Source organism: Wolbachia endosymbiont (group A) of Oxytorus armatus (assembly GCF_964027005.1).
Taxonomy (GTDB): domain Bacteria; phylum Pseudomonadota; class Alphaproteobacteria; order Rickettsiales; family Anaplasmataceae; genus Wolbachia; species Wolbachia pipientis.
In genome coordinates this window covers 320,800-341,181 of sequence record NZ_OZ034719.1, presented here as the reverse complement: position 1 = coordinate 341,181, position 20,382 = coordinate 320,800, and the positions used below count along the sequence as shown (strand labels likewise).

Here is a 20,382-nt window from a genome sequence, read left to right as displayed (position 1 = left end):
GCCCTCCTTCCTTTCTTTATTGAAAAATTAAAAAAAATGTTGTAAAATAGCTATAGTAGTAGACTTTGGTAAAACTTATGGTAAATTCAAAAGTTAGTGTAACTTTCAACCCAGAAACTTCGCAGCATCTTGTTGAACTAGCTAGAGCCACCAAGCAGTCTGTTCAAAAATTAACAGAAAAGCTAGTCAAGGAAGCAATCGAACTTGAAGCGGAAGATATTGCATTTTCCAAAATTATTAGGGAGTTAAATTCTGATGATGCAGAAGAAGTAGAGGATAGTGAAGACATCTGGAAATAAGCAATACACCATTAAATATCTAAAGCATGTTCTTAAAAGAAATTTGTCTTCCTTGCCGGAAGATGTAAAGCCAAGTATTAAAGATGCAATAAAAGAGTATCTTGAGACTGATCCTATTGGTAACGGTGTGTTGCTACGCAAGAGATTAAAGGAACATAGAAGAATAAAAGTTGCTGATGATTATCGTATTGTCTACCGTGTAAATACTGCAAAACGTATAGTAATTATTGTTTCAATAGGACACAGGGACAATATTTACAAGCAGGCAATATTGGACCTACTGAAACATTAAATATATTTTTATACACCACTCCTTTCTTTATTGAAAAATTAAAAAAAATGTTGTATAATTATTAGTGGACTTTGGTAAAACATATGGCAAATTCAGGCATTAACATAGCTCTTAGCGAAGAAACTTTAAAGCATCTTGCTGAATTATCTGAATTTACTAAACAGCCCGTTCAAGAATTAGCAGGAAAACTATTTAGAGAAGCAGTTGAGCTTGAAATGGAGGATTTTTTAGTATCTAAAATTTCTGATGAGCGTGATGTTGAAGGTGCAGAAACAGTTGATTTTGAAGATATTAAGTGGGATTAGAGTGTTACAAGGTTAAGTCTCTAAAGAGTGTTGTTGAAAAAGATTTACCAAACCTTCCAAAGACAATAAGGCTAAGAGTTCAAAAGGCTATAAAAGAACGTCTTACAGTTGACCCAATAAATTTTGGTGAACCACTACATCATAACTTAAAAGGACGTAGAAGGCTAAGAGTTGGTGACTATCGTGTAATTTACAGAGTAAATCAATTAGATCATATAGTAACTATCACAGAGATAGGACATAGAGATGATATTTATAAGAAATAAATATCAACATTAATATATATTATACACTCCTCCTTCCTTGTCCATTCTCTACTTTAGGTGGCTTTGCGCAGCTCAAAAAATGAAGTTTTTTTTGGTTCAGCAAAAACAACATTTTGAGTTTGAAAAGGCTAAATACTTGTCTTTTATATAACTTTCGTGTAATAGATATGTATGCATCCAATCATATATCTACTCAATACGTTACTTGATCTTTATAGCTTCATTCTAATATGTTGGGTTGTCCTAAACTGGCTGGTTAAACTTAATATGGTGAACATATATAATGAAACTGTCAGTAGCATAATGCACATCTTGAACCAATTGACATATCCACCACTAAAGATTATTAGAAGATATATACCACCGTTCAACGGATTAGATTTATCTATAATGATATTGCTAATAACAATTCACTTTGTAAAATATACAGTAGCTTACTACTTTAGGTAGATGTTAAAAAAATATCTAAAATCAGCAATATATCTATCCCTTTTAATATATATATATATATCAGTTTTTAGCTATAACTATAAAGATCCTTCCTTAAACACGGCTACAAATGAGGAAGTGACAAATTTAGGTGGAATAGTAGGTTCATATTTAGCTGATATATTGGTTCAATTTCTCGGATTAACTAGTGTTACAATAGCTACAACCATAGTTTACTTGTTGATCTTCAGGCCAGCAAAAAGGCTGCTGAAAATTCTCTGTTTAATATTAATCAATTTAGGGATATGTGCTATATTACCACAACTTTCGCTAGGCGTCATTGCAAGGTACAGACACAGTGGAATAATAGGGAATGTACTCGTTAATCACTGTCCGTTTTATGTATTTGTGATAGTAACATCAATAGGTCTTGTAGGATTGGTTGGTTGGAAGAGAACAACTTACTCTATATTTTTCCTATTCAAAAAAATAGCTTGCTTATTTGTAAATGTTCTATTCTTCAGATCACGTAAAACTGCTGAATATTCAGTTGCACCATTAGTAGTAGAAGAAAAACATAAAGCTCAAGTCACTACTAGACAGCAACCAAGAAAAAGACAGACTGAAGAAATTTTTAAACCTTCCAGTGAGTTCGAGTTTCCAAGTATCCATTTACTTTCTAAAGCAGAAGAGTCTTTGCAGAGAAAGCAGCTGAATGAGATGGAGAGCAATAAAAATTTATCTCTGCTGGAACAAGTCCTGAGTGATTTTGGCGTGCAAGGAAAAATTATCAGTGTATGCTATGGGCCGGTTGTGACTTTATACAAACTTGAACCACAAGCTGGTACGAAATCTGCAAGAGTAATTGGCCTTGCAGATGACATTGCACGTTCGATGAGTGCACTCTCTGCACGTATTTCAATAATTCGTGGGCAAAATGCTATGGGAATAGAGTTGCCGAACAAGGAACGGGAAATTGTAATGCTGCGTGATTTGCTTGAATCACCAGAATACCAAAATGCAAACTTAAATCTTCCAATTGCGCTTGGCAAAGAAATAAGTGGAAAACCAGTTATTGCAGATCTAACTAAAATGCCTCACTTGCTCGTTGCTGGAACTACAGGGTCTGGTAAATCAGTTGCGATTAACACTATGGTTCTTTCACTCGTTTATCGATTAAGTCCTGACGAATGCAAGATGATAATGATCGACCCCAAAATGCTTGAGCTTTCAATATATGATGCAATACCACATCTAATAACGCCAGTAGTAACAGAGCCAAAAAAGGCTGTAGTCGCTCTTAAGTGGATCGTGAAAGAAATGGAAAACCGCTATCGCATGATGTCGTATTTGAATGTACGCAATGTTATAAACTATAATCAAAAAATCACAGAAGCGATGAATAGTGGAATAGAATTGGAGCGCGTTGTGCAGATTGGCTTTAACTCAACAACAGGCAAACCTCTGTTTGAAAAAATACCAATCAAGATGGAAACATTTCCATATATTGTAGTGATCGTGGATGAAATGGCAGATTTGATGCTTGTTGCCGGCAAAGAAATAGAGTGCTCTATTCAACGCTTAGCTCAGATGGCTCGTGCTGCAGGAATACACATCATAATGGCAACACAACGCCCATCTGTGGATGTGATCACAGGTGTGATAAAGGCGAACTTTCCAACGAGAATCAGTTTTGCTGTTACTTCTAAGATAGATAGCCGTACAATACTTGGCGAACAAGGGGCTGAACAATTGCTCGGCATGGGTGACATGCTCTATATGGCCTCTGGTGGTAAGATCATTCGAGTTCACGGCCCATTTGTAAGTGATAATGAGGTGCAAGATATAGTTGATCATCTGAAAATGCAAGGTGAGCCAAACTACATGGAGGAAATCACTAAAGAAGATGAAAATTCTTCTACAGAGTCACACGATGAAACGGAGGATGAAGAAAATGACCTCTATAACCAAGCAGTGGCCATCATTCAAAGAGATCAAAAAGTTTCAACCAGTTACATTCAAAGGCAGCTTAGAATAGGCTATAACAGAGCAGCAAACATCGTTGAAAGAATGGAAAAGGAAGGTATTGTCAGCGCTCCAAATTACTCAGGGAAAAGAGAGATATTGGTTGAATAACAATCTTGTAATACCTTAATTTAAGTTTCCGCACTTTCAAAAAGCAAGTCAAACAAAATTATTAAAAGGTCAATACATAATGACAGTTAATTTAATAATAATTTAAACATTGGGAATGTAAAATTATAATATATTAATTAACTAGGGGGTTAAAATGGTAAAAGGAATTTTGTGCAATTGGTTAGGTGTAACAGAATTGCAAGAAAGTCAAAAAATCGATGCTGAGCAGTTTGAAAAAGTTTTTGGTGCATTAAAAGAATGGCAAGAAGCTCAAAAGATAGATGCTAAACAGTTTGAAGAGGTATTTAGTGCATTAAAAGAATGGCAAGAAGCTCAAAAGATAGATGCTGAGCAGTTTGAAAAAGTTTTTAGTGCATTAAAAGACAAGATTGGTACTGAGCAGTTTCAAGGTATGCAAGAGCACTTAAACGGCCTGCAAAAAAAAGTGGAAACACTTGCAGAGGCAGTAGCAGATCAAGAAAAAACACTACTAATTTGTACCATAGCCACTGCTGTTGCCGTAATAGCGGTAACTAGTTTTGTTGCATTCTGTATCTATCAGGGAGTTAAGTGTGAAAGGGAGAAAGAAAAGAACTTGTCTAAAGATACACCAGACGCAAAACTTAATAATGTAGATGCTACCGATGGTACTAAAAAACTACGGAATGACTTAAAAGTTGACAAACATATAGCTGCATAACACTTTTCTTGAAAAGGTGTTACGCAACTTGTAACACCTTCCTCTTCTCTTAGCCTATGTAGATTTTTTGATAGTAAACATATCACTTTTTAGAAAAATATTTGTATTGTAAAGTTAGTAAAGATTCTGGTTTACTTAAAGTTTGTTAATTGCTATCTTTTAAAACACGATATTTACTATAGCACCATATGCTTAGGATTTTTTCTAAAGTTTTGTTTATATTAATGTTTTTGGTTTCTAGCTTTTTTACTGTGCATAGTGCTGGAGCTAAATCTAAGCTCAGTAAGAGATACATACCTCCTGGTAACCCTGGTGGTGCAAACTTTCATACAGATGAGGATTTTGCTGAGTCATATAAACTGTATGAGAAGCGTAGGGAATTGCTCAAGAAAAAAAAGTCACAAGATCGAGCTATAAATAAAGAAGATCTAATCAAAAAATTAAAAGAGAAAAAAATTGCTAGTCTTGATAATGAGCCAAATGACATGGAAGTGTGCATAGTCGACGATGAAGAGAGCGCTATGATAAATCAGCATGGTATTAATATCGCACGTTTAAAGGGTGCTGTATTTATAGATCAAGAGCCAGTTTCTCAGTATGAAAGTAAGCAGCATGAAAGTGAACAACAAGAAGGGAAGAAAGTTACTTCAACACGAGAAAAGAAAGTTTCTCCTATAAATATCACTATAAAAGAAACTCCTTCAAGAAGAACGTGCTCACATGATTCTATTGCTAATTTGGATAACGTAGATGCTTATAGTTTGAATGGTTCAAGTTCGTTTGGCAGCGTAGCTGACACAGTAAAATAGTATCACAATTAATAATATGCTAGATACAGACCTGATATTGAATGACGATGCATGTGAATTATCGCCAATTTCCAGGCACAAAACTCATGTTGTAGAAGTTGGAAAAGTAAAGATAGGCGGAAATAATCCTGTAGTTGTACAATCTATGGCGCTTGGTGTGCATATAGATTCTGATAATATAAAAAGTAGCGCAAAACATTATGCAAAAGAGATAACAGAACTAGCGCGTACAGGTTCAGAATTGGTGCGAATTGCCTTGAACTCAGAGGAGGTAGCAAGAGCAATACCTTATATAGTAGAAGAGATAAATAAAGAAGGTTTTGACGGTAAAATATTGGTAGGCTGCGGTCAATATGAGCTAGATAAATTAGTTCAAGATTATCCAGACAACATCAAAATGCTGGGTAAAATTAGAATCAATCCAGGCAATATAGGCTTTGGCGACAAACGTGATGAGAAGTTTGAAAGGGTGATAGAGTATGCAATAATGCACGATCTTCCGGTTAGAATTGGGGTAAATTGGGGTAGTCTTGATAAATACCTTTTGCAAAAATTGATGGATGAAAACTCTTCGCTTAGTAATTCAAGGCCTTCTGATGTTATACTGCGCAAAGCACTTGTAATGTCTGCTCTTGATAGTGCAAAAAAAGCTGAAGGAATTGGTCTAAATTCAAACAAAATAATCATTTCATGTAAAGTTAGCAAAGTGCAAGATTTAATTTTAGTTTATATGGCACTTGCAAAATCTTCCAATTATGCGCTGCATTTGGGTTTAACTGAGGCTGGTATGGGCAATAAAGGTGTGGTAAATACCGCAGCAGGGCTTACTTATTTATTGCAAAATGGCATTGGAGATACAATACGGGCTTCTTTGACTCAACGTCCTGGTGAATCGCGTACTAATGAAGTGGTGGTGTGTCAGGAAATATTGCAGTCTATAGGCTTGCGATACTTTAACCCTCAGGTTAATTCATGTCCTGGTTGTGGGCGCACGAGCAGCGATCGTTTTCGTATATTAACTGAAGAAGTGAATGGCTATATAAAAACTCATATGCCGATGTGGAAGAAAAAAAATCCAGGTGTAGAGCATATGAACATTGCTGTTATGGGATGCATAGTAAATGGTCCTGGAGAAAGCAAACACGCAAATTTGGGAATCAGCTTACCTGGATATGGAGAAAAACCTGTTTCAGCAGTCTACAAAAACGGCAAATATTTCAAAACTTTACAAGGTGATAATGTCTCTGAAGAATTTAAGGCAATTATTGATAATTATGTGAAGAAGCATTACACGTAACCTTTCACGGTTAATTAATAGATAAATCGCAAATAAAAAAGAAAATTAAACCTTGTTTTTCTTTTTTCGTTGGGAATGTTCAAAAAAGCATACGCGTCAAGTTAAGAGATTGTGAGCAAATTTAGAGAGGTTAAAGTGGATACTCTAGCCCTTCTACGTTTGTCTTTTAATGAAAATCGCGACCAAGTTATAGTGAGTTTTTTAAGAAATGCTTTTAAACTATTAATTTTGGTTAATACTAAAAATAACTCTCTAACCCGCCTTTTTAGCTCAATAAATGCCTTTGTTAAGCTAAGTTCTGTATTCTTTTTCACTTCTGTGCAACCAACTATGCCGTGAAATATAAGAATTGCGCACAATTTAGCATATAGTTCACATAATACTCTGCATGGCTTTCCTTTTAGCTTATCAAGCCTGATATGGCTTTTATACAATTTAAATAATAACTCAATTTGCCACCTTACTCTGTAAATCGTTAATACTTGCTCAGCACTAATTTTATTTTCTGGAACATTAGTTATAAATATTGACCAGTTCAACAATTTTTGATTTCTTTTAGAGGATGTATATCCCTGCGATCTTGCTAATCTATTAGCTTTCCTTCTTCTGGCCATAGACTGTTCTTCAGTTAGTTTCTGACATATAATTCTTACTCTAATTTTTGCTTCTTTTCCTAACAATACCTCGTTTTCTAAAAATAACTTATCCTCTAAACATTCTAATAACTCCATTTTTTGATTTGTTTCTACATCATATATGTTGGTATCGACGACTTATGAAATAAGCTCCTATTTCATTGATTTGTTTAAAAGAACTTGGCACAAAATAACCGAGATCAGATATTAGCAAATCATTGCTTAATATATTACTTAAATGTTTCCTATATCCCTGGTCTGATCTTACCCCCTCCGTTAAATTAAGTTGGTCTATTATCTGATTCATGTAGTCGAAAACTAATTGTAACTTTATTCCAGACTTAGTATTGCTTTCATAGCCACTGTAGCTAGTACCATAACCTTTATACATCTCTTCCATACTGTTAGGTAGAGTAATATAGCTACTGTCCAATAATTTAACACTATTAAATTGCTGTAAGATTTTGCAATCAACTTGCAAGATATTTTTAAAGAGAATCACAGATTCATTATACATCCTTTTCATAAATTCCACTGCTTCTTCAGTAAATCTAAAATCCAAACCTTGTTTTGTTATATCTATCGAGTCCTCGTTTAGTAATTGACACATTGTTTCTACGCTACAATTATCAACTCCTATATTACCCAAGACCATGGCTTTTACGAATGATGAACCTTTTAGCTTTCTCTTTCTTTTTATAAACCTTGTTGTAATTGAGATTTTCTCTGCTTTTTCATTAAAAAATTCTTTGAGCTTTTTTGATAAGCAAGTTATTTTATTCATTGGTTCTCTCACTAAAAGTATATCTGGGAGAACTTATACCTTATTATTCTATCTCTTTCATACCTTTATTTCCTTAACTTGACGCGTATGCTTTTTTGAACATTCCCTGTTAAGATGCCTAATCTACTTTCAGCTCCTCAGTATGTAAACTGCGTGGTAAAGACTCTAATTCCTTTGCAGCACTTAAACTTTTATTTTTTGCATGTATACCAAGCTTATTGAATTCTCGAGCAGCAGGAAACACCCTTGCTTCAAGAGAGCCAGCAGTTTTATTATAATGATCAACAGCACTTTTTAAGCTCCTGCGCAAATTATCAAAGTTTTCACCCATTGTGCAAATGCGCTCATATAAAATATGACCTAGTTCACTGATTTTCTTTGCGTTTTCAGCTATCATCTCTTGCTTCCATCCATACGCTATTGCTCTCAGCAACGCAATTAGAGTGATCGGTGTTGCAATGATCACTTTTTTTTCCACTCCAATCTCTATCAAAGCAGGCTCATATTCCAGTGCTGCGCTAAAAACCCCCTCCCCTGTTAAGAAAAGCACCACAAGTTCTGGCGTATTTTCAAATTGATTCCAATACTCTTTTTTACCCAAATCATTTATGTGTTTTTTTATTGCCAGGGAATGGTTCTTTAATTTCTCCTTTTGTATTTGCAAATCATTTTGTGATATAGCATCCATGTAAGAATCAAGCGGCACTTTAGCATCTATTATTATTTGCTTTCCAGATGGCATTTTGATTATTAAATCAGGACGCAATAAATTATCCTCGTTTTTATCAATCACTGACGGCTGAGTAAAAAAATCGCAATACTCAATCATTCCTGCCATTTCTACCACTCTTTTGAGTTGCATTTCACCCCATTTGCCCCTAATGTGAGGTTTCCTCAGGGCATTAGCAAGGTTGGAAGTTTGGTTCATCAGCGCTCCAATTTGCTCCTTTAAACCTTCATAGGCCCCTACCCTCTCCTTCTCTAGCTCACGTATTTCATTATCGAATTTTTCTAATTTTTCTTTTATTGGAGTTACAACTTCGTTGATCGTTGCTTGTCTTTTTTTGAAATCGCTTTCCGTTTCTTTTAATTTACTATCGATTACTTCCTTTGCTAAGTTCAGAAAATTATTGTTATTTGTTTGCAAAGCATCAAGAGAGAGCGCTTTAAAAGTGTTTGTTAATCTCTCCTCTGCTTTTGTTAGTAATTCTATTTCCTTTTTCTTTTCCTCACGTTCTTTTTGCAGAGTTACTTCAAGTTCTGCTTTTTTGACCCTTAAATCAACTATTTCTTCATTCTTCGTAAGCAAAGTTTGCTTTGTTTCTTGAAGTTCTTGCTCTAATTTACATAAATTACCCTCAAGGTTTGCTTTCTTTTCGCTCAGTTTTTTTACGATAATGTAGAAAAATAGTAATAGAGAGACAACCAGAGCTATAGAATTGAAAAGCATCAGAATAAAAAAGCTGTATTTACAATTCTATATGATTTTTGTGTGTATAAGAAAGAAAAAAGGAGCACCTAAAGAGGTGACCTTACCCAGAAAAAGTAGAGAGAAAGTTAAGACGTTTTTATCATGAGAATAAATTGTGCAGGAATGCAATAGTTAATAGTAGAATGTCTACGTTATTTGTTATAAAAGATTTCTATGTATTCAAATATGGCAGTTCTGGTTTGTTGAGCGAGAAGTATCAATAAGCAGCTCCCTTTTAAGTGAACTTTTCTGCAACAGAGTTATCGTAACAACAGCCCTTATGGCTCATGCTGGAAATGATGTTTTTTGTATTCAATAGAAATTGGTAATTTTGAGAGGTATACTGTGACCCTTGATCGCTATGTAACAGAAGATTTTTATCGGGCTTGCGTTTATCAACGGCCATCAATAAAGAATCTATAACTAATTATCATGTTACTCATTAACCACCATGCGTGAATATAGGTCAATTATTGCCGCCAACAACCTTCTTTAGTTTTTATGTAGGTAATCCCAAACTTTATTTGGCTGATCAGTAGTAAAATTTTGATCCAATGTGTTCGGAGCCACAACTCGGTTGCTTATTTGCTGTTTTTTATTTTTGAACCTTCGTCTAAGCTTGGCTTTAATGCCATTTTCTTGCATAACACTTTGTACTGTTTTAATTTTTGCCTAAAGCTTTTAATTCAGCGTGAATTTTAGGGGCTCCATATCTGCATTTAGAAGCTTGATGTATTTTTTGAATATCTGCTAGAAGCCCTTCTTTTGCTAATTCTTTACTGCTTTTTTCCTTAGCAACCAATACCACCAGTACAAAACCCTACATAGTTCCTGTGTTTTATAGCAATTTCTATATAAAAGAATACTTTACTCTTTTTCTTTGCCCAGGGCTTTTTTTAAAATGTCTCTTTCTCTTGTTAGTTCTTTTTTTAGATCAAATCTTTCTTTGTCATAAGGAGCCTTTGCCTGGAAATGCGTATGCTCCAGACATTTTTCCATCATATTTTCTTACTTAACATACTGCCATCTATACCTAGATCTTTTGCTATTTTTGTACTTGCTTGACCTGTTTCTTTAACCAGCTTAACAGCTTCTAATTTGAATTCTGCTGTATATTCTCTTCTATTTGTCATATTTTGAAAAAACGTTTTATTTTACTCCAAAAACGTTTTAACTTTCTCTCTACTTTTTCTGGGTAAGGTCAATTTACCGCCGCGGCGCTAACTAGTAGCGGGATGACGGGTTACCAAATTGTAGAAGTTGCTTTAGCTATAAATTCAAGTTTTATCAATGTCTTGTGTTGTTACCCAAATAATGGTTGTGCAAGCGCTTAATTTTTTGATCAAAAAGGAACAAGTTTAGTAAAAAATAATGATATTATTAGTGGAACATAAAACAGTCCCACTGCAGTACTGATTAGAAGCAACAGAGTAGCTTTATCTGGTTGATAATTCAAAATATTAGCAAGTATTACACTGGACCCAGAAACTGGAATAATAGCCAGCAACATCAGTGCTTTATATATGCTCTCATCGTATATACCTATAACATGCTTGTCTAAAAGGACAATTCCTAAAACAAACAGTGGCCAGAATACGTACTTTGCTGTAATAGTGATCAAAGCAAGCTTCCAATCTATTTTAAAGCTTGCAATATTCGCAATGCTCACTCCAAGTAGCACCATTCCTAATGTGACAAATGTACTTCTAATGTTCATCATAACATCTGTTAAAAAAGTAGGTATTTGTATATCGTATATACTTAAAAAGAAGCCCAGAACCATCGCATAAAGCGAAGGAAGTTTGAACAACTTTAATATGCATTCTTTTGCGGTATAAATACCATTTGCAGCTATGTAAAATCCTAAGCTGTTTTCAAATAGCGCCATTCCTATATAACAAACAACATATACAGATACTGAATCTTCATCAAATAAAGCCATGGCAATCGGCAGGCCAAAATAACCCATACTTGTGCTACCCGAGCTAAATGCTAATATGTTTCTCGTGTTATCCTTAAATAAAAAAGAAGAAAGATAATACACTGATAAGGACATAGTGCTACCTATAAACCATATCAAAATCGGCAGAGAAATTACTTTTAAATTAACTTCTGTATGAGAAACTCCATATAAAATCACTATTGGATTAGCTATATAAAAGAGTATTTGAGATATAGTGTTTCTATCAATTTTAAGACATTTTCCTGCTAAATAACCAATAAATATCGTAATATAAATAGGTAATATTTTTAGGAAAAGAGTAAAGAACATACTAGCCTATTGTGATACTTTTGACTGATAAAGTAATATTAGATCTTAAGGTATTGTAAAAGTAAACAAAATTTATTTTCCAATTTATCCAGCTCATAGTTAATTAAATTAGTGCCAAAATTTGTTTTTACATAGGACTTAAGAATGACATTTTTATGATAAAATTATGTTAAGTTTCTATAAAGCTTCTTGCATATTTTTAAATAATGACATATTTACTAAAAATTAAACTGCTTGTAGTAATTTAGACGAACTGTTGAAAAAGTAAGAGGAAATAAGTAAAGTTAGGACAGAGAGTAAGAGCTTTAACATAGTTGTCATATTTTTCTCAATTAACTCTGGTGTCCAATTTATCCACCACCTCTTTACGTGAGGTGTTTCTAACCATTTTAATAACAGTAAAAAATGTTCTTCTTTCAACGCTTTAAATGTGATATTTTTATTCATTAATTGAAAATCTCAAATGTTACTACCATTTCTATTAATCCTGTCTCTAATTGCCAAGTTCATTGAAATTGACATTTCCGTACCTAGTTTTCCTGATATGGTGCGCTATTTTAACGTATCAGAAGGAACAATTCAATTAACTATTGCTTATAATTTTTTAGGCTTTTGCATAGGAGGGTTGTTTTTCGGTCCATTGTCTGAATGCTACGGCAGAAGGAGAATTATGATCATAGGTAACACTTTGTTATTAATCGGCGCTGTTGGTTGTGTTTTTGCACCGTCGATTTTTTGGCTTTTAATCTCTCGCTTTGTTCAGGGCATTGGTGTCAGCACATCTGTAGTTGTGTTTGCAATCGTTGCAGACAGCTATAAAGGTGACGAAGCGGTGAAATTTATTGGAATCATGAATTCTGTTCTTACAGTTGTCATGGCAATTGCGCCAGTGTTAGGCAGTTTCATCAATGAAATTGTAGGATGGCGTGGTAATTATGCAACTGTTGCAATACTTTGTTTGATCTCTTGGGTTTTGCTGCTTTTAGCGTTACCAGAAACAAAAAAGGACCGCGATATTTTCAGTTTGAAAAAAACGATAAAAGATTACAGAAAACTACTATCTAATCCGAGGTTTGTTACGTTGTCTTTGATGTCAAGCCTCTTTTCTGCTGCTTATATGTCATTCATCACTTGTGGACCTTTTCTGTATATGAAGACTTTTGGTTTATCTAGCACTATTTATGCACTACATCAAGGTGCAATAGTTGGGTGCTTCTCACTCATCAGTCTATTTGCTGGCAAAATCTTGCAGAAACTTGGAGCAATAAAGTGTGTAATTTCTGGTACGAGCGTGGGTGCTATTGGGTCTCTATTGCTTGTAATATTCAGTATAATTGTACCCCACTCTTTCTACTTAGTAACACTGTCTATGATTATTTTTTCTATCGGTTGTGCAATTTTCCAGCCAGTGATTTTTAATGCATCAATAAATGTTTTCCCTGAAATTAAAGGCACAGCTTCTTCTGCAGTCTCGTTCATTAGAGCTTTTATCATGGCTATTTTTATCGGCTTAACAAGCTACATTTACAATGGTCAAACAATTAGTGTAGCTGTTCTTGTTTTATCCGCGATAGTACTAGAACTTGTTTTTACTGTCTATCTATTACGTTTAAAAGATCCTATGTAATTAATAAAGATATTCCATTGTAGGCTGCTAACTTTCCCCTGCCAATCTTTCTGCTTCATTACGTGAGATTAATGCCTCAATAAATTCATCTAGTTCGCCTTCTTTTATAATCTGCTCTAGCCGATGTGAAGTTAGATTAATTCTGTGGTCTGTTATTCTTGATTGTGGGAAATTATATGTTCTTATGCGCTCGGAACGATCACCAGAGCCAATCTGACTTTTCCTCATTGTTGACCTTTCCATTTCTTTTTTTTGTCTTTCAATTTCGTATAGCCTTGCCCTCAATACTTTGAGCGCTTTAGCTTTATTTTTATGCTGCGATTTTTCATCTTGCTGTATCACAACTATCCCTGTTGGCAAGTGGGTGACCCTTACTGCGCTGTCAGTTGTATTCACTGATTGCCCTCCAGGACCACTGGATCTATAAACATCTATTCGTAAGTCTTTTTCTTCTATTTTAAAGTCAACTTCTTCTACTTCAGGTAATATCGCAACAGTAGCGGCAGAGGTATGCAACCTTCCTGAAGATTCAGTTTCTGGCACTCTCTGTACTCTGTGCACTCCTGATTCAAATTTCAACCTTGCAAAAACTTCTGTTCCATTAATGAGTGCAGAAGCTTCCTTATACCCACCTATACCTGTATTAGAAATGCTTATTGGCTCGAACTTCCAATTTCTTCTTTCTGCATATTTTTGATACATACGAAATAACATTGCTGCAAATAATGCTGCTTCTTCTCCGCCTGTACCTGCTCTAATTTCTAATATTGCATTTCTTGAGTCATCTTCATCTTTGGGCAATAATGCTAACTTTAATTTTGCTTTTATTTTTGGTAATAATACCTTGTGCTTTTCGAAAAATTCTTCTTTTGCTAACTCTTTTATATCACCTTCGCTGTTTTCATCTTTCATTATTTCTTCTAAGTCTGAAATTTCCTCTTTCAGCGTGTTATATTCATCAATTATCTTGATTATTGGCCTGAGCTCAGAGTATTCCTTTGAAAGGGTAATGAATTCTTTTTGACTTAAATTGGTAGGATTTTCCAAATTCCTCTCTATATCATTAAATTTTTTCTTTAAGTCTTGTAAATTATTTTCCATATCCATATAGCACAGATCTAGCTAAGTAATATATACTGAAATAAAAAATTTCTTATATCAAGCAATAACACTATAATATACCTACTACCTTCTAGTTGAATATAATGGCAAAACAGATAACATCAAACTGCAATTTCATATTTGGAGCTTCGGACATAAAATCATTACCAAATGAGTCGGTTCCAGAGATTGCGTTTGCTGGTAGATCAAATGTAGGAAAATCCAGTCTGATTAACTTACTGATAAACAGCAAAAAAGCTGCCAGAGTTTCCTCTAAACCTGGATGCACTAGACAAATAAATTTTTACTCTATGTACAATGATAAGTTCAGGCTTGTTGACCTACCAGGGTATGGTTATTCTCATGCAGGTAAGGAGGAAATTATACAATATTTAAACTTAATTGAGTATTATCTAATTCAAAGAAGAAATCTAAGAAGAGTGTTTGTGTTGATAGATAGCAAGGTAGGATTAAAAGAAATAGACAAAGACTTCATTTATTGGTTAATATATAATAACATTAACTTTAACGTTGTGCTAACAAAAATAGATAAAGTAAGTCAAAAAAGCTTAGGTGCTGTTATAGAAGATATTCAAAGATGGATTAATAATGAGAATGTGTCAATTCATCAAATGAGCATCCGTGTTAAGCATAAAATAACCAAGGTAAGAGATGAGTTTTTCAAGTTTACAAGATAAAAAAATGAAGAGTAGTGAATTCTTAAAGGGTGAGGTATCATTTGAACAAAAAGCAGAAATATTATTTGAAGTGCTATCTAATATACCTAGCTTTGTAGGCGAGACTTTTGTCATTAAATGCGGTGGTACAATAATCTTAGATGAAACACTATTTAACACTTTTGTGCATAATGTTGTCTTGTTGAAGCAGCTTGGTATAAATCCGGTAATAATTCATGACGGAGAATATGAAATTAACTCGGTGTTAAAAGTGCTGGGTATGGACAGTAAATTTGTGAATGGTATCAGACTTACAGACAGAGACACTATGAAAATCATTGAAATGGCACTGTGTGGCTCAGTTAATAAAAAAATTGTTCAGCATATAAATTCTGCTGGTGGTTCAGCTATTGGATTATGTGGAAAAGATGGTAACTTAATTAAAGCCGAAAAAATAACCGCTACGCTTAGAGAAGATAGATCAAATAATATCGAAAAGATATTAGACATGGGGTTCATCGGTAGACCCACTGAAATCAATCCTGATATATTATTTTTTATTGAAGAATCAGATTTTATACCAGTTATTGCACCAATTGGTCATGGAAAAGATGGGGAAACATATCATATTGATGCCGATAGCACTGCAAGCGCAATCGCAATCGCAGTTTCTGCATCTAAAATGATAATCTTGAGTGACACAGATGAAGAAATAGATAAAATTGGTGGCAGGAAGATATCTGTTAAAAATTTAAATGCATCGATTGATTGTGGGAAAATTAAAGGGGAAAAATTTATTGAAAGGCTTATGGCATACGTTAAAATGGCGGAGGAATGTGCTGGAGTTGTTCACATAGTTGATGGTAGAATACCTAACATTATGCTTGATTTATTTACTGAGAGTAATTCAAGCATATCGATTGTGAGTGATTTATAGCTATACTGCTTGCAACTACACGAATACCAAGAGGGTGTCATTCAAGTAGCTGACACTGGAATGACAGCAATCTACGTCATACCGCGATTCATTCGCGGTATCTCTAGATCCCGCTAACAAGTAGCGGGATGACGGTTGTCAGGGTGTCATCCCAGCGCCCTTATGATGTCATCCCAGTGCCCAGACACTGGGATCCAGAAGACTTAATTTCAACCAAGTGGCTGCATAATAAGGACTAGATTCCAGACTGGAATAACATCATAGAGGCACTGGGATGACAAAAAAAGGAGCACTGAACTTGTCAAGGAATTTTATGGCCTAGCGTCACGCGCTGGAATGACATCATTTACATTTATCACTTTTGCAGATACAATTTACATGCTATAATTGAGTCTTCATAGATGGTAAATTGGAGTGCAAAGAAGTAAAATTAAAGTAGAAATAAAAAGATTATCACACGGAGAAGACTTGTCTCTTCCATGTTATGCAACTACGCAGAGTGCTGGCATGGATCTTTATGCTGCATTGAATGATTCTGCTGTTTTAAATCCACTTGAAAGATTACTTGTTCCAACTGGAATTGTGATTGCAATACCAAACGGTTTTGAGGGGCAAATCCGCCCACGTTCTGGTCTTGCTGCAAAACATGGAATCACTGTCTTAAATTCTCCGGGTACTATAGACTCTGATTATCGAGGTGAAGTTAAAATTTGTCTAATTAATCTAAGTAATCAGCCATACGAAATAAAAAGAGGAGATAGAATCGCACAAATCCTTATTTCTCCTGTATCTCAGGTAATTTGGGATGACAGAGAAGAATTCTGCGCAGAAGAAACCGGTCGCAATGCAGGGGGCTTTGGCTCAAGCGGCAGGTAGCTTACGAAAAAGCTTGACTATGACAGTTCTTTTATACACAATTTAAGCATATTAATATTTTATTAAATGAAGTCGTTTATGCTAACTTTCAAAAATCATTGTGGCCAGCTCCACAAAGCAAACACTGTATTTGTTGCATTTACTGCTATACGTTATAGGTGGATTAGCAATACTTTCAACACCGCTTTGGAGGCCTTCAACTTGCAAGCTAGCAGCTTTTGCAGCTACACCACTTGGAATGGGCGTTTTAGCATTTGTTGCTGCTGCGCTGACTTATTTAGCAATATATGCTATCAGCAAAAATAACGAAATATCTGAGTTGAAAGCTCTGAAGGTTATTAAGGATGGGTTGCTAGTAACAAAAGACGCATTTAGGGAAATTGCAAGGAATAACCAAGTTAAAGATGAAGAAGGTCAGGTAGAAAAGGATAAACATTATATAGACTTCAGCTTAGAAGGCAAGAACTACCGTATTATTGTTGATATTAATCAGTTTACCAATAAGCTAGGCAATACTTCACTCTTCGAGATAGATTCACTAGAAGTGAAAAACAAAGAAGGTAAGTTCGAGACAGTAGATAAAACAGAATGGAATAAAACATTAGGTTTAGAAAAAGAGGGTGCTAAAGAGGTTAACACTTATTTAGGCTCGCTTATTGTTGAACAAGTTGCTTCTCAACAACAGACAGTATAGCCAAGTGAAATAAAAGAGGTAGATTAAGTCTGCCTCTTTGTTTTTTTTGATTTTTAGTGTTACGCGCATAACTGCATGGATGTTGCGATTCTCAAGGCAACGTATCTGTTTAGATGCATGGCTAATGCTGAAACAAAAATTCCAGTGTTCCCTTTCTTGTCATCCCAGTGCTTGACACATATAGCATTTCTCATAATAGTCCGAACAGGTCATAGGAAGGCAGAATCAACAGCACGACGAAAGGATTCGAATAGAGGAATGTTTTTCCTGGCTCTGTTTTTTATAGCAAACCAATGATGCTCAATTTTGTTGAAATCTGGAGAATAAGGCGGCAGATACAAAATTTCTGCACCAACCCCTTTAGCAAGCTCGATAATCTTATCAGACTTATGAAAAGTAGCATTGTCAAGAATGACAGTCTGTCCAGGTTCCAAGATCGGTGTCAAAAATTGCTCAAACCATCCATTAAAAACATCCATATTACAGTGGCCTTCAAAGGTTAACGGAACAACTATCTTTCTTCCACTTAAGGCTGCAACCATACTGATTCGTTGAGTTTTCTTTCCAGATTTTAAGGCATAAAACCGCTGTCCTTTCTGGCAATATCCGTAGGGGGTAGTCTTCGGTGTTATCAATGCCAGACTCATCTATATACACTAAGTTTTTAGGTTCTTTTGTCGCTATAATTTTCAAAAATTCAGCACGTTTTTCTTCGTTTCTTTCCTTGTATCCATATGTCTTTTTTTGCGCGTAAATCCAATTTTTTTAAGGGCTCGATAGATCGTTTGGATACTAACGTTGTTCCAAAGTTTAGCCATTTCCGATAGAGTCTTTCCTCCGTGTTCTCTGGCAAATTTGGCAAAGGTATCCCAGTCGGTGATTTTGTGATTGTAACCCCCATTTCCAAGTTTTTTTGATTGAAAGTCTCCTGTTTCTTTTCTTCTTTGCTGCCACTCCCATAAAGTAGTTCGTCCAATCTTAAATCTTGCTGCCACTGTTTCTCTGCTTTCTCCTTCGTCTAGCGCTTCCATTGCTTTTTTTCTTAAATCATAACTATATGCTGCTGGCATTCAACCTCCTTATCATCATCTACCCTTATCCTATCACATCCGGACTTTTATGGAAAGAGCTATAACTGTACAAACATTTATCTTAATATTAAGTTTCTTAAACCTTCTTGATGCTTGTGAATAGCTGATAACTGCCAAATCTCTTCCTATTTGTTGCAAATACCCTTTTATAAACCCGACTGTTTGTCTTAAACCAATTCTAAAGAAACTGACGATTATATGCACCAAAATCACAACTTTATCACTATAAATATAGTTGCCGCCCTGCATTTTTGGACAATTCTCGTACCAATTTTCTATGGCGTCATTGATATAACAAAAAATGCTTCCTCTTTCTTGGAGAAATTTGTTATATTCATGGCAGTTACTGACTCTCATTTTTTGTGGCATATTTTTTCTTCAACAGTTAAATGGCTATTTATAATGAATTTTGTCAGTAACTGCCAGTTCTTTTCACTTGAGCGATGCAACAAAGCCCACTGGGATCCAGAAAATTTGATTGTGTACTATACAACATTTTCGATTAAAAGCTGGATTCCAGTGTCAAGCACTGGAATGACATCACAGGGGCACTGGAATTTTTGTTTCAATATTTGTACATTAGCCATGCATCTGAACAGATACTGTAAATTAGCTATATTACATTAGCCCATCAGATGAGTTGTAATGGTTATAATTGTCTGAGAAGTGATCTCTAACATCGTGACCTAACTCATTGGCATCAGGCTTCACTTCGTGATCTAACTCATTAGCATCGAGCTTAAACAAAGAAGGATTATCATCAGATTGTTGATTAGACTCTTTCTCTTTCGACCCAAATAACCATGAAAAGAGTGATGAGATAGAATCAATAATGGATTTAATTGCTGAAAAAATATTGGATAAGAAATTACTGGGTTGCTGAGTATCCTCTTCGGCTGATTCTGGTTCAGGCTCTTTTCCTGCTGTGTGACCTTACCCAGAAAAAGTAGACAGAAAGTTAAGACGTTTTTGCTATGAGAATGATGAATCAAAAAGCTCAGGAATGCAATAGTTAATAGTAGAATGTCTACGCTGTTTATTATAAAAAATTTCTATATATTCAAATATTGCGGTTTTAGCTTGTTGTGCAGAGTGTTGTGAAGTATCAATGAGTAACTCTCTCTTAAGTGAACTAAAAAAGCTCTCTGAAACAGCATTATCATAACAACAACCTTTGTGACTCATACTAGAAGTAATATTTTTTGTACTTAGTAAAAATTGATAATTTTTAGAGGTGTATTGCGATCCTTGATCGCTATGAAATAGTAGATTTTTAGCAGATTTGCGCCTACCAATAGCCATGAATAACGCATCTATAACTAATTGCCTATTTACTGCATTACTCATTGACCAGCCAATCACCATGCGTGAATATAAATCTATTATTGCTGCCAAATATAACCATCCTTCATTAGTTTTTATGTACGTAATATCAGTTACCCATATCTTGTTAGGTTGATCAGCGATGAAATTCTGATTTAATATGTTAGGAGCGTCGAACAAGAAAAAAATCTTGTTAAACCGGAAAGAAACTATTTCTTCACTTCCATAGCAATTTTTATATATAATTTATCAAGAAGTACTTCTGCAGTTATAACCGACTGATCAATGGTGCTTAAGTGCCCGTTTAGGAGCGTGGTTTTGGAGGAACGGTTAAACCACTGATGGAGTCTATTATGACTAC

The 20,382-nt window shown here is 34.9% G+C and carries 25 protein-coding genes and 2 pseudogenes; 15 read left to right on the top strand and 12 right to left on the bottom strand.

From position 1 onward, the window contains the following. The first annotated feature begins 77 nt into the window (after window positions 1–77). From AAGD79_RS01715 to ispG, 9 genes are all read left to right on the top strand, one after another. Window positions 78–299 (top strand): hypothetical protein, encoded by a 222-nt coding sequence (locus AAGD79_RS01715; RefSeq protein ID WP_095742622.1) that lies wholly within the window; start codon window positions 78–80, stop codon window positions 297–299. Further along, the gene (locus tag AAGD79_RS01710; protein WP_341811493.1) at window positions 280–591 is read left to right on the top strand and encodes a type II toxin-antitoxin system RelE/ParE family toxin; all 312 of its coding nucleotides are present in this window, start codon (window positions 280–282) and stop codon (window positions 589–591) included. The genes AAGD79_RS01715 and AAGD79_RS01710 overlap by 20 nt, the downstream gene beginning before the upstream one ends. An 83-nt stretch (window positions 592–674) precedes the next feature. Then, window positions 675–896 (top strand): hypothetical protein, encoded by a 222-nt coding sequence (locus AAGD79_RS01705; RefSeq protein ID WP_006279415.1) that lies wholly within the window; start codon window positions 675–677, stop codon window positions 894–896. After that, window positions 887–1,162: a type II toxin-antitoxin system RelE/ParE family toxin gene (locus tag AAGD79_RS01700; RefSeq protein ID WP_341811492.1), complete on the top strand. Its 276-nt coding sequence runs from the start codon at window positions 887–889 to the stop codon at window positions 1,160–1,162. The genes AAGD79_RS01705 and AAGD79_RS01700 overlap by 10 nt, the downstream gene beginning before the upstream one ends. 171 nt (window positions 1,163–1,333) lie before the next feature. Beyond that, window positions 1,334–1,612, top strand: a complete 279-nt coding sequence (locus AAGD79_RS01695) for a YggT family protein (RefSeq protein WP_006279515.1) — start codon at window positions 1,334–1,336, stop codon at window positions 1,610–1,612. Then, on the top strand, window positions 1,613–3,727 hold the full coding sequence (locus tag AAGD79_RS01690; protein ID WP_341811491.1) for an FtsK/SpoIIIE family DNA translocase: 2,115 nt from the start codon (window positions 1,613–1,615) through the stop codon (window positions 3,725–3,727). Window positions 3,728–3,881: 154 nt separating this feature from the next. Further along, window positions 3,882–4,427: a hypothetical protein gene (locus tag AAGD79_RS01685; protein WP_341811490.1), complete on the top strand. Its 546-nt coding sequence runs from the start codon at window positions 3,882–3,884 to the stop codon at window positions 4,425–4,427. A 188-nt stretch (window positions 4,428–4,615) separates the two neighbouring features. After that, window positions 4,616–5,236 carry a TRP75-related protein gene (locus tag AAGD79_RS01680; protein WP_341811489.1) on the top strand — a complete coding sequence of 207 codons (621 nt, stop codon included), beginning with the start codon at window positions 4,616–4,618 and terminating at the stop codon, window positions 5,234–5,236. Between the two features lie 16 nt (window positions 5,237–5,252). Next, window positions 5,253–6,533: a flavodoxin-dependent (E)-4-hydroxy-3-methylbut-2-enyl-diphosphate synthase gene (gene ispG / locus AAGD79_RS01675; RefSeq protein ID WP_077188516.1), complete on the top strand. Its 1,281-nt coding sequence runs from the start codon at window positions 5,253–5,255 to the stop codon at window positions 6,531–6,533. Between the two features lie 101 nt (window positions 6,534–6,634). Here the strand turns inward: ispG and AAGD79_RS01670 are convergent. The 8 genes and pseudogenes from AAGD79_RS01670 to AAGD79_RS01640 all read right to left on the bottom strand — a co-directional run bounded on the left by AAGD79_RS01670 (window position 6,635) and on the right by AAGD79_RS01640 (window position 12,142). Continuing rightward, window positions 6,635–7,952 (bottom strand): annotated as a pseudogene (locus AAGD79_RS01670) (IS4 family transposase). Window positions 7,953–8,070: 118 nt separating this feature from the next. Beyond that, entirely contained in the window at window positions 8,071–9,402 is a 1,332-nt protein-coding gene (rmuC, locus tag AAGD79_RS01665; RefSeq protein WP_151807714.1) for a DNA recombination protein RmuC, read from the bottom strand. Between the two features lie 256 nt (window positions 9,403–9,658). After that, entirely contained in the window at window positions 9,659–9,829 is a 171-nt protein-coding gene (locus AAGD79_RS06955) for a DDE-type integrase/transposase/recombinase (protein WP_080717647.1), read from the bottom strand. 255 nt (window positions 9,830–10,084) lie between these two features. Continuing rightward, window positions 10,085–10,231, bottom strand: coding sequence for an IS3 family transposase (locus AAGD79_RS01660; protein WP_007548352.1), 147 nt, complete (start codon window positions 10,229–10,231; stop codon window positions 10,085–10,087). 59 nt (window positions 10,232–10,290) lie between these two features. Further along, on the bottom strand, window positions 10,291–10,422 hold the full coding sequence (locus tag AAGD79_RS01655) for a hypothetical protein (protein WP_255356260.1): 132 nt from the start codon (window positions 10,420–10,422) through the stop codon (window positions 10,291–10,293). After that, complete coding sequence (locus AAGD79_RS01650; RefSeq protein WP_007548354.1) at window positions 10,422–10,556, bottom strand: IS3 family transposase; 135 nt, start codon at window positions 10,554–10,556, stop codon at window positions 10,422–10,424. Before AAGD79_RS01650 ends, AAGD79_RS01655 begins: the two co-directional genes overlap by 1 nt. Window positions 10,557–10,765: 209 nt before the next feature. Continuing rightward, window positions 10,766–11,695: an AEC family transporter gene (locus AAGD79_RS01645; RefSeq protein WP_341811488.1), complete on the bottom strand. Its 930-nt coding sequence runs from the start codon at window positions 11,693–11,695 to the stop codon at window positions 10,766–10,768. 225 nt (window positions 11,696–11,920) lie between these two features. After that, window positions 11,921–12,142, bottom strand: a complete 222-nt coding sequence (locus tag AAGD79_RS01640; protein WP_264339186.1) for an acetyltransferase — start codon at window positions 12,140–12,142, stop codon at window positions 11,921–11,923. 16 nt (window positions 12,143–12,158) lie between these two features. On the opposite strand from AAGD79_RS01640, the gene AAGD79_RS01635 reads away from it, so the two are divergent. After that, window positions 12,159–13,322: a multidrug effflux MFS transporter gene (locus AAGD79_RS01635; protein WP_341811487.1), complete on the top strand. Its 1,164-nt coding sequence runs from the start codon at window positions 12,159–12,161 to the stop codon at window positions 13,320–13,322. Between the two features lie 27 nt (window positions 13,323–13,349). Here AAGD79_RS01635 and prfA read toward each other — a convergent pair whose 3' ends face one another. Continuing rightward, window positions 13,350–14,429: a peptide chain release factor 1 gene (gene prfA, locus AAGD79_RS01630; RefSeq protein ID WP_007548640.1), complete on the bottom strand. Its 1,080-nt coding sequence runs from the start codon at window positions 14,427–14,429 to the stop codon at window positions 13,350–13,352. A gap of 98 nt (window positions 14,430–14,527) precedes the next feature. Between prfA and yihA the strand changes: the two genes are divergently transcribed. From yihA to AAGD79_RS01610, 4 genes are all read left to right on the top strand, one after another. Further along, window positions 14,528–15,121: a ribosome biogenesis GTP-binding protein YihA/YsxC gene (yihA, locus tag AAGD79_RS01625; RefSeq protein WP_265023858.1), complete on the top strand. Its 594-nt coding sequence runs from the start codon at window positions 14,528–14,530 to the stop codon at window positions 15,119–15,121. Between the two features lie 4 nt (window positions 15,122–15,125). Next, on the top strand, window positions 15,126–16,037 hold the full coding sequence (gene argB / locus AAGD79_RS01620) for an acetylglutamate kinase (RefSeq protein ID WP_182309211.1): 912 nt from the start codon (window positions 15,126–15,128) through the stop codon (window positions 16,035–16,037). 414 nt (window positions 16,038–16,451) lie between these two features. Then, entirely contained in the window at window positions 16,452–16,913 is a 462-nt protein-coding gene (gene dut, locus AAGD79_RS01615; RefSeq protein ID WP_006279458.1) for a dUTP diphosphatase, read from the top strand. A gap of 100 nt (window positions 16,914–17,013) precedes the next feature. Next, window positions 17,014–17,607 (top strand): hypothetical protein, encoded by a 594-nt coding sequence (locus tag AAGD79_RS01610; protein ID WP_341811486.1) that lies wholly within the window; start codon window positions 17,014–17,016, stop codon window positions 17,605–17,607. Between the two features lie 209 nt (window positions 17,608–17,816). On the opposite strand, the pseudogene AAGD79_RS01605 reads toward AAGD79_RS01610, so the two are convergent. Beyond that, a pseudogene (locus AAGD79_RS01605) lies at window positions 17,817–18,677 on the bottom strand (IS630 family transposase). 33 nt (window positions 18,678–18,710) lie between these two features. After that, window positions 18,711–19,067: a transposase gene (locus tag AAGD79_RS01600; RefSeq protein WP_341811406.1), complete on the bottom strand. Its 357-nt coding sequence runs from the start codon at window positions 19,065–19,067 to the stop codon at window positions 18,711–18,713. Window positions 19,068–19,100: 33 nt separating this feature from the next. Between AAGD79_RS01600 and AAGD79_RS01595 the strand changes: the two genes are divergently transcribed. Continuing rightward, window positions 19,101–19,325: a WPE palindromic element domain-containing protein gene (locus AAGD79_RS01595; protein ID WP_094189588.1), complete on the top strand. Its 225-nt coding sequence runs from the start codon at window positions 19,101–19,103 to the stop codon at window positions 19,323–19,325. Between the two features lie 345 nt (window positions 19,326–19,670). Here AAGD79_RS01595 and AAGD79_RS01590 read toward each other — a convergent pair whose 3' ends face one another. Continuing rightward, window positions 19,671–20,201 (bottom strand): IS3 family transposase, encoded by a 531-nt coding sequence (locus tag AAGD79_RS01590; RefSeq protein ID WP_341811214.1) that lies wholly within the window; start codon window positions 20,199–20,201, stop codon window positions 19,671–19,673. Between the last annotated feature and the right edge of the window lie 181 nt (window positions 20,202–20,382).

Excerpts from the sequence above, each read along its gene's own strand:
- AAGD79_RS06955 (WP_080717647.1), bottom strand. The coding sequence starts at position 9,829 with ATGGCCGTTGATAAACGCAAGCCCGATAAAAATCTTCTGTTACATAGC.
- AAGD79_RS01690 (WP_341811491.1), top strand. The coding sequence starts at position 1,613 with ATGTTAAAAAAATATCTAAAATCAGCAATATATCTATCCCTTTTAATA.
- AAGD79_RS01685 (WP_341811490.1), top strand. The coding sequence starts at position 3,882 with ATGGTAAAAGGAATTTTGTGCAATTGGTTAGGTGTAACAGAATTGCAA.
- AAGD79_RS01640 (WP_264339186.1), bottom strand. The coding sequence starts at position 12,142 with ATGAATAAAAATATCACATTTAAAGCGTTGAAAGAAGAACATTTTTTA.
- prfA (WP_007548640.1), bottom strand. The coding sequence starts at position 14,429 with ATGGATATGGAAAATAATTTACAAGACTTAAAGAAAAAATTTAATGAT.
- ispG (WP_077188516.1), top strand. The coding sequence starts at position 5,253 with ATGCTAGATACAGACCTGATATTGAATGACGATGCATGTGAATTATCG.
- AAGD79_RS01655 (WP_255356260.1), bottom strand. The coding sequence starts at position 10,422 with ATGGAAAAATGTCTGGAGCATACGCATTTCCAGGCAAAGGCTCCTTAT.
- argB (WP_182309211.1), top strand. The coding sequence starts at position 15,126 with ATGAAGAGTAGTGAATTCTTAAAGGGTGAGGTATCATTTGAACAAAAA.
- AAGD79_RS01695 (WP_006279515.1), top strand. The coding sequence starts at position 1,334 with ATGCATCCAATCATATATCTACTCAATACGTTACTTGATCTTTATAGC.
- rmuC (WP_151807714.1), bottom strand. The coding sequence starts at position 9,402 with ATGCTTTTCAATTCTATAGCTCTGGTTGTCTCTCTATTACTATTTTTC.
- AAGD79_RS01650 (WP_007548354.1), bottom strand. The coding sequence starts at position 10,556 with ATGACAAATAGAAGAGAATATACAGCAGAATTCAAATTAGAAGCTGTT.
- AAGD79_RS01595 (WP_094189588.1), top strand. The coding sequence starts at position 19,101 with ATGAATTTTGTCAGTAACTGCCAGTTCTTTTCACTTGAGCGATGCAAC.
- AAGD79_RS01600 (WP_341811406.1), bottom strand. The coding sequence starts at position 19,067 with ATGCCACAAAAAATGAGAGTCAGTAACTGCCATGAATATAACAAATTT.
- AAGD79_RS01680 (WP_341811489.1), top strand. The coding sequence starts at position 4,616 with ATGCTTAGGATTTTTTCTAAAGTTTTGTTTATATTAATGTTTTTGGTT.
- AAGD79_RS01635 (WP_341811487.1), top strand. The coding sequence starts at position 12,159 with ATGTTACTACCATTTCTATTAATCCTGTCTCTAATTGCCAAGTTCATT.
- AAGD79_RS01645 (WP_341811488.1), bottom strand. The coding sequence starts at position 11,695 with ATGTTCTTTACTCTTTTCCTAAAAATATTACCTATTTATATTACGATA.
- AAGD79_RS01705 (WP_006279415.1), top strand. The coding sequence starts at position 675 with ATGGCAAATTCAGGCATTAACATAGCTCTTAGCGAAGAAACTTTAAAG.
- AAGD79_RS01715 (WP_095742622.1), top strand. The coding sequence starts at position 78 with ATGGTAAATTCAAAAGTTAGTGTAACTTTCAACCCAGAAACTTCGCAG.
- yihA (WP_265023858.1), top strand. The coding sequence starts at position 14,528 with ATGGCAAAACAGATAACATCAAACTGCAATTTCATATTTGGAGCTTCG.